Here is a 14,528-nt window from a genome sequence, read left to right as displayed (position 1 = left end):
CGCGCCTTACCCCCGGGAGGTAGTTTGCCGAGCCGTCCGAGCCTGCTGGTCCTCATTCCGCTCTGTGCCCTCGTTGGCTGCGCCACGGTGCGTCCGGTTCCTTCGCCCGAGGTCTCCCTCCAGGTCCCACCGCCCGTGCAGGCTCCCCCTCTCGCGGAGACGCCCGCGTCCACCGTGGGAGCGCTGGGGGCCAAGGCAGAAGAGGCGCCGCCCGCTGCGCCTGCCCGCCTGACGGCCACGCACGCGGAGGCCGTGGCGTCCGATACGCAGGCGCTGCTCCAGCCCGTGGCCGGCGTCATCTCCGCCGCGCTGGAGGCCGCCGCGCTGTTGACGGGGCCCGCGAGCGGCACCGGCCGGTTCTGGGATGAGCTGCTGACGCACACGGCGCCCGGGCTGCAAATCGTGAAGCGCGCCACGCAACTCGTGGGCGTGCGCAACCTGGGCCGCGTCAGCCGGCAGGTGCCCAATGACTGCTCGGGCTTCGTGCGACTGGCGTATCTCCAGGTGGGCATCGACCTGGTGGCGCACGGCTTCCTCGCGGGCGAGAACGCGGTCTCCGGCATCTTCCGCCGCGCGATGGAGGTGGGCTCGGTCCACCGCCAGAACCCGAACCCTGGCGACCTCGTCTTCTTCCGCGAGACGTATGACCGCAACCGCGATGGCAAGCGCAACGATGGGATGACCCACATCGCCGTGGTCGAGGGCGTGGATGCCGACGGCACCGTCACCTTCATCCACCGGGGCAGCAAGGGCGTGGCGCGCGGGCGGATGAACCTGTCCTTCCCCACCACGCATCGGCTCGCGTCCAACGGCACGGTGCTCAACGACTTCATCCGTCCCGCCGCCAAGGGCAGCCGCGCGTACCTCGCGGGCGAGTTGTTCGCGGCCTTCGCGTCGCCGGGCGGCCTGTAACCTTCCAGCCTGTCTGTGTCTGCACTCGCCGTGCGTTTGAAGAGGCAGGGCCTGACGCCGTAATGAGGTGTCATGCGAATCCCCCTGCTTCTCGGCGTGCTGCTGATGAGTGGCTCCGGCTGCATCGTGGCCCGGCCCGGTGGTCCCGTGGTCGTCCATCGCCCGGGCCCCTCGCGGCCTCCGCCTCCGCCGCCCTCCCGTCCCTCGGCGATGTCGTACGACGAGGCCGTCAACCTGGGCTGGGGGCAGTGCCGCTCGCGTGGCTATGACTGCCAGCTCCAGGAAGCGCACCTGACGGGCAACAACGTGTGGAAGGTGAAGTTCCGCGCCTTCGCTCCGGGCGGCAAGGGTCACCTGCACCTGGACTACGACGCGTACTCGCGCAGCCTGCTCCGCGTGGACGACAAGGTGAAGGGGCGCGGCGACTGGGACGACGACGATGACGACCACGGACGTGGCCGCGGCAAGAAGCGCGGCCACGCGAAGTGGGACGACTGAGTCTCTTGCTCAGGGCATCGTGGTGCGCAGCAGCGCATCGGTGTGCGTGAGCAGCTCGGGGCCGCCGGGCTGCCCGTGGCCCGGCACCACGGTGCGCATGGCGGGGAAGCGCTCCCGCATCGCGGCGAGGCTCGCGGGCCACGCCGCCACGTCCGCGTCCTTCGTGTTGCCCAGGTCCTCGGCGCTGGCGTCCTTCACCGCGCAACCTCCGAACAGGATGCCGCTGGCCGGATGCCACACGACGAGGTTGTCGGGCGTATGCGCGGCGCCTGGGTGGAACAGCTCGACGGGCGCGAGGCTCAGCGCGTGGGCGAACGTGGCGGTGGGAATCGGCTGCTCATGGGAAGCACCGAGCCGCGCCGTCTCCTCCAGCCCGTAGACGGGAATCCGCTGGGCCGTGAGCGCGGGGATGCCCGAGGTCCGGTCGGCGTGGAAGTGTGTCACCACGGCCGCGCGCACGGGGCGGTGCAGGGTGTCCCGAGCCCACGTGAGCAGGTGCTCCGCTTGGGACACGTCCCAGCCCGTGTCCACCAGCACGGAGGTGGCGCCCTCTTCGATGAGCAGCCCGTTGGCGGGTGCGTCCGGGAACGCGGGCGTGTGCGTGATGTGCAGCCAGACGCCCGGAGCGATGCGGCGCACGCGCACGCCCGGAGCCAGCACGGTCTCCTCGGCCGCGACGGAAGCGGTGGAGGAGGGCGCTGGAGTGGGGACGGACGCGCAGGCCCAACTGAGCGCGAGCAGGGGCCAGACGCAGAGCGAGCGAAGGGACAGCGAGGACATGGAGGCTCCGGGACCAAGGCGCGCGGGCATCGCGCGGTGCCCGGCCGTGTGCAATGCGCGTACCTCGCGGATCCGCCGCGAGGTGTGGCGCGGGAGCCGCGCGGTGGCTCAGCCGGACTTCTTGCGGAGCTGGCGCAGCGCGTCCTCGGCCTCGTCGTGGCCACAGCTCTTCAGGCCCAGCAGGCCCTTGTCGCGCGGCTGCTCCGAGAGGCGGGTGAGGGCGGGGATGGCGTCCGCGTCTCCCAGGGCCGCCAGCCGCCGCGCGGCCCGCGCGCGCACGCCGCAGTCACGGGACTCCAGCGAAGCCGAGTACATCTTCACCAGGTTGAGTCCCTCGGTGTGCTGCGTGGCTTCCAGGTAGCGCAGCGCGCCCCACTGGCGAGCGGAGTACTTCTCCGTGGCCAGGTCCTCGAAGCGCGCGTGGACTTGCTTCTCGGGGAGCGAGTCGAGCAGTCGGCGCAGGCCGCGATCGCTCTCGGCGTCACCGAAGTCCTCGGCCAGTCCATCGAGTACCCAGTCGCGCACGTTGGCGCGGTCCGCCTCGCCCAGCGTGGCGAGCAGGTCGTGCTCCGGGTCGTGCTTCCCCAGGGCGTGCAGGGCCGCCGCGCGCGCCTGCTTCACGGGGGGGCTGGACTTCTCGGGTTCGGACAGCGCGTTGAGCCGCTTGAGGGCCTCGGCGGGCTTGCCCTCCGCGAGCAGCGCGCGCGACTGGACCACCGCGTCGCGCGAGTGAACCACCCACGCGATGCCGCCGACGAGGAGCACCGCCGCTCCGGCCACCGCGCCGAGCTGTCGAGGCTGATGGCGCAGGTGGATGGCGAGTGCGCGCAGGCGCGCGGGCAAGGTGCGCAGCAGTTCGCGGAGGGGCACCTCACGCGCGCGCGCCACGCCCGTGGAGAGCACCGCGAGGGCCGTCTCTCGAAGCGCGAGGAGCGGCGAGGGGCGGGGCTTGGAGGCGAAGCGATCGCCGAAGGGCGCACCCTCCGCGGCGCGCACGCAGCGATACAACAGGAGCTGCTCCTCGCGGCCGGGCAGGGGAATGGTGCCGCAAGGGTCGGCGGGGGCCTCCACGCGGTTGCGCGCCAGGTTCACCGCCTCGGTGAAGGTGACCTCGCCCGCGGAGGCCACGTGCTCCACGGCCTTCACGACCTCCATGGGCTCGCCCATCACCGAGTCCTGGGTGACGAGCACCTCGCCCGCGTGGATGCAGACGCGCACGTGGAGCTGCTGCTCGGCGGGCACGGCCTGGTTATGGCGCCACAGCGCATCCTGCATCGCCATGCCGCACAGCACGGAGGCGGTGGGCGAGCGGAAGACGACGAGCAGCGCGTCGCCGCGCTTCTGGATGAGCCGGCCGTCATGCTCGCGCACGAGCGGCAACAGCAGCCGGTCATGCGTCTCCAGCATCCGCGCGTTCTCTTCGTGCGTCTGCCGGCTGGTGCGCTCGGTGAAGCCCTGCAGGTCGGTGAGCATCACCGTGAGGTTCTGCGGCTTCGTCGCCAGGGCGGATCCGCCCGTCACCGCGGCGGTGCTGCCCGAGGGACGCGTGCCGAACGCGGCGGTCCCCGAGCGTCCTGAGGGCGCGGGGGGCTGCGATGCCGCGGGAGCGGGCGTGGCGCCGAACACGGCCGTCCCCGAGCCCGGCGTCGCCGGCATCGCGCCGGCTCCACCGAACATCGCGGTACCGCTCGGGGGCGAGGGCACGGCCGCGCCCGCGCCGAACAGGGACGTGCTGGACGCTGGCGTGTGGCTGCCCGAAGGCGGTGGAGAGGTCCCGGGCGACAGCGACAGCAGCGCTTGATGCGCGGCGGTGAGCGCGTCCGCCAGCTCATGCGCGGATTGCACGCGGCGCGAGGGGTCCTTCTCCAGCAGGCGCATCACCAGGGCCAGGAGGCCCACGGCGCGAGACAGCCCCGGCGCGGCGCGGTCCAGCGGCAGCGGCGCGGCGGAGGCGTGCTGCGCCAGGTAGTGGCGGGGCGCGGGGCCATCGAAGGGGAGGCGCCCGGACAGGACGCGGTAGCACAGCACTCCGAAGGAGTAGAGGTCGCTGCGCGTGTCCACCCGCGCGCCCACGGCCTGCTCCGGCGAGAGGTACTCGGGGGTCCCGAGCACGACGCCAATCTGGCTCAGGTTGCTGGCGGCGTCCGGCTCCACCAACCGCGCGATGCCGAAGTCGAGCAGTCGGGCCTGTTCACCGCGCCCGCCCTGGGAGACGAAGACGTTCTCCGGCTTGAGGTCGCGGTGGATGATGCCCTTGTCGTGGATGGCGGCCAGCCCCTCCGCGAGCTGCTGCAACAACGGCAGCGCGCGCATGGGGGCGAGCGGCCCTGCATTGAGCATGTCGTGGAGGCTGGTGCCCTCGACGAACTCCATCACCAGACACGCGGCGTCGCCGGACTCGCCGAAGTCGACGATGCGCACCACGGCGGGGTGCTCCACCGCGGACAGCAGGCGCGCCTCGCGCTTGAACCGCTCGGCCATGCCCGCCTGCGCGTGCAGGTCGTGGTGCAGCACCTTGATGGCGACCTTGCGGCCCAGGGAGACTTGCTCCCCCAGGTAGACCTCGCCCATGCCGCCGGAGCCCAGTGGACGGAGCACCCGGAAGCGACCGTCGAGCACAAGGGAGTCGTTGGCCAGCACGGTGCGACATCTTGCACGGCTTCGGCTCGTTGCGCACCGCGTTCTGCGGGGCCGTGCGCCGGGTCTCCCTTGCCCCGCCGCCTGCCCGACAAGCGGGGGATTGGCAAAAATTTCGAGGGCTTAGCCTGCGTGGTACCCTCCCCGCCTCCGCGATGGCCACCGAAAGCGACTCCTCCAAGCCTGCCGCGTCCCCGGCGGGTGCCGCCGCACCCGAGCTGCGCCTGCTGGACCGGCGCGCCTTCGTGGGCTTTCCGGCGCTGGAGGTGCAGCCCGGCCTGCGCATCTCCGACTTCGCGCTTCAGATTCCGGACGTCAGCTTTCCGTTCAACGTCAGCGCGGGCGCCACGCGCTACCAGCGCAAGAAGCTGCTGTTCGGCTTCCTGGAGCTGTCCGTCGACGCGGACCTCGTGGGCCGCAAGGTGGCGGAGCTGGCCGGGCGACTGGCGGGCATCGAGGACCTGAGGCTCCACTTCCGCCCCGGCTACCTGGAGGGCCAGGGGCGGCTGCCCGCGCCGGAGCGCACGCCGTTCACGTTCAAGGTCGCCTTCGACGCGGATGGGGACAAGCTCGCCGTCTACCTCTACGACGTGCGGCTGTATGGCTTCTGCGCCACGCCGGCGGTGCAGGTGCCGGGGCTGTTGTCCACCGCGGTGGGCGCGTTGGCGCTGCTGCCCGACGTGGAGGTGCGCGGCGCCACGGGCTTCTCCACGCGCGTGTTGCCGGCGCTGTGTCAGCTCGCGGCGCTGAGCCGAGGCTACAAGATGCCCACGCTGGACACCGCGCGCCTGTCCGCCGCCGAGGTGTCCCCCAGCGGGCTGCGGCTGCGCTTCGCGGCGGGAGGGCTTCCTCCGCCGGCTCCTCCGGACGAGGAGCTGATGCTCACGCTGGAGGGCGCGCGGGCCTTCGCGGACGCGGAGGCGCTCGTCGCGCAGGGGCGGCTGGCCGAGGCGCGCCAGGCCTATCTCCAAGCCGGAGACGCGCAGGACGCGCACCCCTTCGCCGCGGAGCGCCTGCTGTCCCTGTTGGTGGCGGATCCGCAGGCGCATGACCTGGCGCTGGACGTGGCGGCCACGCTCCTGCGTCGGCGAGACCGCAGCCCGGCGGCCCTGTGGGGCGAGGCGGTGGTGCGCGAGCGCCGCGGTGAGGGGGCTCGCGCGGCGGAGCGCTATCTGGCGCTGTGCGCGCAGGCTCGGCGCGTGTCGGAGGACGCCGCGGCCTTCTTCGCGGCCGAGGCCGCCGCGCGTTCATCGCGAGACACGGCGCCCCAGGTCGCGGTGAAGGCGCTGCACGAACTGCTCGGCCTGAAGCCGGACCACCTGCCGTCGCTCAAGGCCCTGGCGCGGGCGTCGGATCAGGCAAGAGACCGCGCCGGTGCCGTGCGGGCCTACCGTCGCCTGGCGGCCCTCGCGCGCGACCCCATCGAGGCGGCCGATGCGCACGTGCACCTCGCGCGGCTGTGCGCGCAGACGGATGACGACGTCGCCGGGGCGCGGCTGCACTGCGAGGCCGCGCTGCGGCTGTCGCCCGACCAGCCCGACGCGCTGCTGCTGCTGGGCGAGCTGTGCCACCGAGGGGGTGAGCACCTGCGCGCGCTCAAGGCGTTGGACCGGCTGCGCGACGTGGCGCTGGCCCGGCACGAGCTGGACCGGGTGGGGCAGTCCAACCTGCTCGCCGGCCGCGTGTGGGAAGAGGGCCTGCGCCAGCCCGAGAACGCGCTCTTGCGCTACCGCGAGGCGGTGTCGCTCTTGCCCGGGGAGCCCGAGCCCCTCTTCGCCGCCGCGCGCGTCGCCGAGGGATTGGGACGGCTCCAAGAGGCGCTCTCCGGTTATCAGCAGGCGCTGGAGCTGGCGGGCCCGGCGCCGCGCTCGGAAGGGGTGCGCAAGGCCGCGCATGAGAGTCACCACGCCCTGGCCCGGCTGTACCGCTCGCGGCTGGGCGACCCCGCGCGTGCGCGTGAGCATCTGGAGTCCGCGCTGGCGTTGGATCCACGCGACGGCGTGGCGCTGGACGAGCTGATTCCCTACTTCCGGGGCACGGGCCGCGGACAGGAACTCGCGGAGGCGCTGGAGAAGGCCGCCGCGCTGAAGGAGGAGCCGAAGGCGCGCGCCGCGCTGTGGGCCGAGGCCGGCGAGCTGTACCGGGGCCGACTCCAGCAGCCGGAGAAGGCCGAGCGGCTGCTCACGCTCGCCCTGGAGGCCGAGGGGGACCATCGCCCCGCGCTGGAGTCCTTGCTGTCGCTGGCGGAGGCACGGCGGGACGGCGCGCTCCTGACGCGGTGCCTGGCTTCCCTGGCGCGGCTGACGACGGAGCCCAAGGAGCGTGCGCAGCGCTACCGGCGCCTGTCGGTGGCCGCACGCGACCTCGCGTTTGATTTGGACCTCGCGGCGCACGCGCTGCAAGAGGTGCTGCGCGCGGAGCCGGATGACCTGCCGGCGCTGGGTGAGCTGTGCGCGTTGCAGCGCAAGCGCTCGGACATGGCGGGGCTGGCCGCGGCGCTGGAGGAGCGCGCGCGGGTGGCCGAGGCGCAGGGTGACAAGCGGCTCGGGGCGGCGGCCCTGCGCGAACTCGCCCATGTGTTGGAGGCCCGCCTGGGCCGCGTGGGCGAGGCGCTGGTGGCGCTGGAGAAGGCGGCGCGGCTCGCCCCGGACTCGGCGGTGCTGCTGGACCTGGCGGACCTGTCCCTGCGCTGCGAGCGGCCCGAGCACGCCCGGCGCGCGCTGGAGGGACTGCTCGCGATGCTGCCGCGCACGGCGGCGCCCGAGAAGCTGGCGGACGTGCGCTCCCGACTGGGCCGCGCGTGCGAGATGCTCGGCGATCGCGAGGGGGCCATCGCCGCCTACGCGCAGGCGTTCCCGCTGCGCCGGTTGGATGACGCCCTGGCCGGGCGACTCGAAGCCCTCTACACCGAGGCCGGAGAGGCGCAGGCGCTCGCGGAGCTGTGGGCCACGCGTGCCCAGGCGCTGGTGGGCGCGGACCGGGCGGAGGAGGCCGCGCCGCTCTATCTCCAGAGCGCTCGCGCCCTGCTGGAGCGCGCAGAGCGCCCGGCGGCGCTGCTGCGCCTGACGGCCGCGTTGGAGGCGAGCCCCAAGGGGCCGCTGGCCGCCGAGGTCTTGGAGCTGCTGGCCGAGCTGGAGCTGGAGCGCGGCGAGAAGCTGGAGGCCGCGCGCCTGTACGCGCGCCGTGCCCTGCTGGTGCCGGAAGCGCGCGAGGGCGCCAAGCTCCTCTTCCGCGCCTCGCTCCTGGCCGCGGGGACCAGCCGCGAGGAGTCGTTCCTCGCCGAGGCGCTGGAGCGCGATGCCACCTACGCGCCGGCCCGGGTGCACCGAGGCGAGCTGCGGCTCGTCACCGACGCGCGCGCCGCGCTGGAAGACTTCGAGGCCGTGCTGGCCCTGCCGCCTTCGGACGCGGACGCGCCCCGAGAGACGGAGCGGGTGGCCCTCACGCGCAAGGCCGCCACCGCCGCCGTGCGGGCGTCGCGCACGGACGCCGCGCGCCGGTTGCTCGCCGAGTACTGTGCCCGCGCGCCGGAGGACTTGGACGCGCGCCTGGAGCTGGCCGCGCTGCACCGCAAGGCGGGCGCACGCGAGGCCCTGGCGGACCTGCTGGTGGAGCTGTGGCCGCGCCTCACGGGAGACGCCCGGCGTCAGGTGCGGCGTGAGCTGGCGGAGCTGAGCCTCGCGCTGGGGCGGACCACCACGTCGGCGGACTCGCTGCGCGGGCTCCTGCGCGACGAGCCCGAGGACACCTGGGCCGCGCAGTCCTTGTTGGACCTGCTGCCGCCCGCTGGCACCGGGACGCCCGACGAGGAGGCCGAGCGCCTGGAGTTGTTGGGCTCGTTGGTGTCCGCGTCCACGGGCGAGGCTCGCGCGGAGCTGCTGGCGCGGCGCGCGGCGCTGCACCGGAGCGCGGGGCGTCTGGCCGTGGCCCGCGAGGACTACGCCGAGGCCGCGTCGCTGTCACACCGCCCCGCGCCGCTGTGGCTCGCGCTGGCCGAGCTGGCGCACGAGGCGCAGGAAGAGTCCGCAGAGCTGGAGGCGTGGCGTCGAGCCGTGGCCGCCGATGCCTCCCTGGGCGCTCGGGCGCGTGAGCGGATGATGGCGCTGGCCGCCGTGCTGCTCCGTCAGGATGCGCGCGGCCCCGCGCGCGCGGCGCTGCGTGCGGCCATTGACCTGGAGCCGCCCGCGGAGGAGCGCTGCGATGCCTTCTTCGCGCTCGCGGAGCTGGCACGTCGCGAGGGCCAGGCCGATGAAGAGGCCTCTGCCCTGGCCGAGGCCGCGCGCCAGGGGCCCGTGCCTCGGCGGGTGGAGGCGTTGCTGACTCGCGCCGCGCTGCTCGAAGCGGCGGGTGGGCTGCGCGACGCCGCTCGGGATTTGGAGTCCGCCCTGGCGTTGGCTCCGCGCCACGCGCGCGCTATCGACGGATTGCACCGCGTGCTGCGCGGGCTGGAGGACTGGAAGGGCCTCGCCGCGCTGCTGGCCGACGAGGCGCCGCATGCGCCCACGGGCTCTGGCGCGGCGCTGTACGCGGAGCTGGCCGGGTTGTACCTGGACCGACTGGGGCAGCCAGGGCCCGCCGAGGCCGCGCTGCGCCAGTCGCTGCGCCTGGACCCCGCGGACTCGGCGGTGCGCCGGCGGCTGGTGTCGTTGGTGGCGGGGCGGGGCGAGCCGCTGGAGGCCGCATCGCTCCTGGAGGCCGCGGCGGAGGGGGCGTCGCCCGAGGAGGCCGCGTCGCTCCTGCGTGAAGGCGTGGCGTACGCGCGGCGGGCCGAGGATGTGGACCGCGCGCTGCGGCTGGCGCGTCGCGCGCATGCCCTCGTGGCGGCGCAGGGCGAGGACCTCGCCATCCTCGCGGAGCTGCTCTATCAGCGCGGCGCGGTGCGCGAGGCGCTGCCGCTGCAAGAGTCGCTCGCCGCCGCGGTGGACTTCCACGATGCGCCCGACCCTGCCGAGGCCGTGTTCCTGCGGCTGGGCGAGCTGGCCGAGCAGTCCGGTGACGTTCGTCGCGCGGTGACGGCCTACCGGACGCTGCTCGCCGAGCGGCCGCTGTGCGAGCCCGCGGTGGGACGGCTCTCCGCGCTGCTGGAGCGGGACGACCCGCGAGGCGCGTTCGAGGTGCTCGTCACGCACGCGCGTGCGTTGGCGCCTTCGGAGCGCACGGCGCAGCGGCTGGTGGCGCTGGCGGACCGAGCGCGCGCGGCCCTGTCCGACGCGGGCGTGGCGGCATCGCTGCTCTCGCGCGCGGCGAGCATGTCCGAGGCGCCGCTGCCGCTGCACCGCCGACTCGTGTCGCTCTACCGCGAGACGGGCCGCGTGGCGGACCTCCTCGTCGAGCTGCGCCAGGTGGCCGGGCTGAGCCTCGCCGCGGACGACCTTCCCTCCGCGCTCGCCGCCTACGAAGAAGAGGCCCGGCTCGCGGAGGACACGGGCCGCGCGGACGAAGCGCTGCGCGCGCTGGTGGACCTGCGGGAACTCCTGACCGAGCAGGGCCGGCCCGCCGACGCCGCGGCCCACGAGCGGCGTCGCGCCGAGCTGCTGCGCGACGTGAAGCTGGACCTCTCCGCCGCGGAGGAGGCGCTGGAGAGCGCCTTCGCGCTGGCGGCGGACCTGGGGACGGCGCGCTTGGGCGCGGCGCTGGCGGAGCGCCGGGACGACGCCTCGGCCGAGGCGCGCTGGCTGGAGCGAGGTCTGCCGCTGCTCACCGAGACGCCCGCGCGAGCGCCCGTGTTGCTCCGGCTGGCCCGGCTGAACCTGGGCGTCCTGGCCGACTCGGCCAAGGCCGAGGGCTTCCTGCGCGAGGCGCTGCGTCAGGACCGCGCGCTCGCGGAGGCGGAGGCGCTGCTCGCGGGGCTCCTGGAGAAGGAAGACCGGCTGGGCGAGCTGGCCGCCTGGTACGAGGAGTGCGCCGGAGACACGACCGATGCCGCGCGCCGCGCGGACCTCTTCTACCGGGCCGCGCTCCTCTACCGCGATCGCGCCCAGAAGCCCGAGGCCGCCGCGGCGGCCCTCATCGCCGCGCGCGCCGCGAGGCCGGACGACCTGGAGCTGACCGCGCAGGCCGCGGAGCTGCTGCACCAGGTGCGCCGCCCCGCCGATGCCGCCGAGTTCGACGCGGTGTTGCTGGAGGCGGAGCCGTTCCGCGAGCCCGTCTTCACCCGGCACCACGCCTTCCTCGTGTCCTCCGAGGACTGGCAGGCCCTGGCCGAGCTGATGCTGCGCCGCGCCGGGCGTCAGGCGCCCACCGAGGCCGCCGCCAGCTACCTCGCCGCCGCCCGGGCCTTCCGCGACGCGGGAGCCCTGGAGCGCGCGCTGCTGTGTGAGAACCAGGCCTTCGAGCTGAGCCCCGCGAGCGCGGAGGCCTTCGAGCGCGTGCGCGAGCGGGCGGCTGGGGACGTGCGCCGGTTGGCGGAGTTGCTCGCCCAGCGCGCGGCGGCGGTGACGCCGGACGAAGCCCTGCCGCTCCTGCGCGAGCGGGCGACGACGCTGCTCGACGCGGGCGAGGCGTTGCTGGCCGCCGAGGCCTTCGACGACTACCTGGCCCGCGCGAGCACCGACGTGGACGCCCTGTCCGCGCGCGCCGAGCTGGCGGCGAGAGACGGCGGCGCCACCGCGGCGCGGCCGTATGACCGCAAGCTCCTGTCCGCGGGCGGTGACGCGCTGCCCGTGCCGCTGCGCGCGCGCACGCACCTTCGCCTGGGCCATGCGTCCCTCGCGGCGGGCGCCTTCCACGACGCGGCGGAGTCCTTCGACGCGGTGGTGGCGCTGGAGCCGGAGGGCGAGCGCGGCCATGAGGCGCTCTCGTTGCTCGCGGAAGTGCACGCGCGCACGAACAACGCGGCGGGGCTCTACCGGGCCTCGTTGCTGCTCGCTCAGCGCACCGAGGACGGCGCCACCCGCGAGGCGATGTACCGCCGCGCTGCGGAGCTCTTCGAGGACCCGCGCGAGGCCATCGACGCGCTGCTGCCCCTCGTGCGGCTGCGGCCCTCGGACGCGACGGTCATCGACCGCGCGGTGCGAGGCCTGCGCGCGCTGGGACGCCACGGCGACCTCTTGGCGGTGTACGAGGCCGGAGCGGAAGCCGCTGGGGGCGCCCGCGCCGCCGAGCTGCTCCTGGCCGCGGCCTCGGTCGCCGCCGAGTCGATGGCGGACCCCGAGGCGGCCTGGGCGCTCACCCAGCGCGCCGCGGAGGCGGACCCCTCGGACGTGCCGGCCCTGCGCGCGCTCGTGGAGGGGCTGCGCGCGCGAGCGCAGACGGCGCTCCTGGTTGACGCGCTGGAGCGGCTCATCCCGCTGACGGTGGACGCGGACGAAGCCTCCACGCTGCGGTTGGAGTTCGCGACGCTGGCGCGCGACGCGGGGCGCGAGGACGTGGCCCGCGACGCGCTGGAGCTCGTGGTGTCACGCGGCCCGTCCGGCGCGGGCTACGCCGAGGCGCTCGAAGTCCTGGAGCCGCTGCTCGGAGAGTCGCACGCGCGACGCGCCGAGGTCCGCGTGGCGCGCGCCGAGCTGGTGACGGGCGCGCAGCGGGTGACGCTGCTCGTCGCCGCCGCGCGCGCGTTCGAGAAGGCGGAGCGACTGGAGGATGCGCTCAAGGCCGCGAAGGCCGCCGCCTCCACCGAGCCGGACCTGCGCGCCGCGCTGCTGGTCGCGCACCTGCACCGTGCCTCGGGAGACGCGCCGCGCGCGGCCCAGGCCCTGTTGCAGGCCGCGAAGCTGGCCGCCCCCGATGAGCGGCCTCCGCTGCTGTTGGAGGCGGCGGACCTCTGGGAGAAGGCGAACGAGTCGGGCGAGGCGCTGGAGGTCATCGAGCGCATCGCCTCCGAGGCCCCGGACATCCTGCCTCCCGCCGAGTTGGCCGAGCGCTTTGGCCGACTGGGCGCTTTCGCGCGAGCCGTGGACGTGGGCTTCGCGCCCGCCATGGCCGCGGGCGAGTACACCGACGCGCTGGCCATGGCCGCGCAGGCGGGAGACACGGTCCGCTCACGTGAGGCGCTGTGGGCGCTCGTCGCGCTGCCGGACGCGGACTCCGCCCACGCGGGAGCCCTGGCGGACGGCCTGCGCGCGGAGGGCGAGTGGGAGGGACTGCTGGAGCTGGCGGGCCTGTCCGCCGAGCGTGACGGCGCCTTCGCCGTGGCGCTGCGAGACGAAGTGGCCCGCGGCCCGGCCGCCTCCGTGAGGGCCCGCCTGCGCGCCCTGGACGAACTGTCCACCACGCCGGGCTTCGCGGCCCGCCTGACGCTCCTGCTCCCGGAGGCGGGGAGTCTGCCCGAGCCCGTGGCGGAGGCCGTGCTGGCGCACGTGCGCGCGCAGCCCGAGCCCGCCCGCATCGAAGCCCTGTCGATGCTCGCCGACGGCTGGGCCGAACGGCGCGCGTCCCTGCTGCGCGAGCGCTACGCGCTGGAGCGCGCCCTGGAGCGGTTGGAGCCCGCCGAGCGCACGCTGGCACAGCTCGCCGAGGGCGAGGCGGAGCCGAAGGCGCGCGCGGCGCTGCACCTGGAGCGCGGCGAGCTGCTCCAAGGTCCACTCGCGCAGCCCGCGGAGGCGCGTCAGGCCTTCGAGCTGGCGCTCGCGGACGATGACGCGTGCCTGCCCGCGGTCCGCTTCCTGCTGGCCCTGGTGGACGAGTCACGCGAGCCCGCGGTCTTCCTCTCCCTGGCGGAGCGCCTGTCCGCGGTGGAAGGTCCGGACGCGTGGGCGCCGCATCGCGAGCGACTCGCGGACGCGTTCGAGGCCCTCGCGCGGCCCGGAGACGCCGCCGCGCAGTTGGAGCAGCTCCCGGAGACGGATGAGCGGCTGGCCCGTCGCGCGCGGCTGGCGGAGGAGCGAGGCCACACCGGAGAAGCGCTCCAGCTTCGCGAGCGGCTCACGGACGAACCGGCGATGCTGGAGTCCATCCTGCGCGGCTACCTGGAGGCGCAGCTCGTGGCCCCGGCGACGCGGCTGGCCGAGCGGCTGGCGGACTCGGGTGTGCTGTCCCCCGAAGCCACGCGCCTCGTCGCCGAGCGCCTCGCGCCCACCGCCGAGGGGGCCGCGCTGGCGATTCGTCTCTGGCCGGCCCTGCTGCGCGAGCGCACGATGGACGTGGACGGCTGGACGCTCTTCGCGGAGGCCCTGCGCGCCGTGGGCCGCAAGGACGTGGTCGAGCGCGTGGACGGCATCGCGGCATCGCTCGCGTCGAGCAAGACGCCGGCCCCCCGCGCACCCGTGACCGCGCTGCCGCCGCGCGAGGGCGCGTTCGAGCACGCGATGCCCGCGAACGCGGTGCCGGTGACGACGGAGAGCCTCCCCCGGCTGTACTCCGCACTGAACCCGATGCTCGCGTCGCTGGGCGCGGCGGACGTGCGCGTGCGCGTCGCCCCCACGGGAGGCGTGGAGGCGTACCTGGTGACGCCGGACACGCTGGTGCTGGGCGCGGCGTCGCTGGCGTGCTTCGGGCCCGTGGAGTTGGGCTGGCTGTGCGCGCTGGCGCTCGTGCTCGGCGAGCACGGCGCGCGGCTGGCGCGGCCTGGAGCTATGCCCGAGCTGGACGCGGCGGCGGTAACGGCCTGGCGCGCGATGCCAACGTCGCTCGCGGCGGGCCGGGTGCTGGCGCTGCTGGACGCGAGCGTGCGCGGCGGGGATCCGATGCGGGTGGAGGTGGGTGCGGTGTTGGCGAACAGCGAGGCCTTCCGCGCGGTGGCTCTCGCGGCGCTGGACGTCTAA

5 protein-coding genes are annotated in these 14,528 nt (G+C 74.9%); 3 read left to right on the top strand and 2 right to left on the bottom strand.

The window, feature by feature from the left end; genetic code table 11:
- The first annotated feature begins 24 nt into the window (after positions 1–24).
- Both KRR26_RS07785 and KRR26_RS07780 read left to right on the top strand, forming a co-directional pair.
- On the top strand, positions 25–912 hold the full coding sequence (locus KRR26_RS07785) for an NlpC/P60 family protein (RefSeq protein WP_120205816.1): 888 nt from the start codon (positions 25–27) through the stop codon (positions 910–912).
- Between the two features lie 72 nt (positions 913–984).
- On the top strand, positions 985–1,410 hold the full coding sequence (locus KRR26_RS07780; RefSeq protein ID WP_120205817.1) for a hypothetical protein: 426 nt from the start codon (positions 985–987) through the stop codon (positions 1,408–1,410).
- Positions 1,411–1,419: 9 nt separating this feature from the next.
- Here KRR26_RS07780 and bla read toward each other — a convergent pair whose 3' ends face one another.
- Positions 1,420–2,190 (bottom strand): subclass B1 metallo-beta-lactamase, encoded by a 771-nt coding sequence (gene bla, locus KRR26_RS07775; RefSeq protein ID WP_120205819.1) that lies wholly within the window; start codon positions 2,188–2,190, stop codon positions 1,420–1,422.
- A gap of 108 nt (positions 2,191–2,298) precedes the next feature.
- A complete protein-coding gene (locus KRR26_RS07770; RefSeq protein WP_217079499.1) occupies positions 2,299–4,830 on the bottom strand; it encodes a protein kinase domain-containing protein in 2,532 nt (843 codons plus the stop codon).
- 152 nt (positions 4,831–4,982) lie between these two features.
- Between KRR26_RS07770 and KRR26_RS07765 the strand changes: the two genes are divergently transcribed.
- The gene (locus tag KRR26_RS07765) at positions 4,983–14,528 is read left to right on the top strand and encodes a tetratricopeptide repeat protein (protein WP_217079498.1); all 9,546 of its coding nucleotides are present in this window, start codon (positions 4,983–4,985) and stop codon (positions 14,526–14,528) included.

It is taken from the genome of Citreicoccus inhibens (assembly GCF_019039035.1).
Taxonomy (GTDB): domain Bacteria; phylum Myxococcota; class Myxococcia; order Myxococcales; family Myxococcaceae; genus Citreicoccus; species Citreicoccus inhibens.
This window is presented reverse-complemented; position numbering and strand designations above follow the sequence as displayed.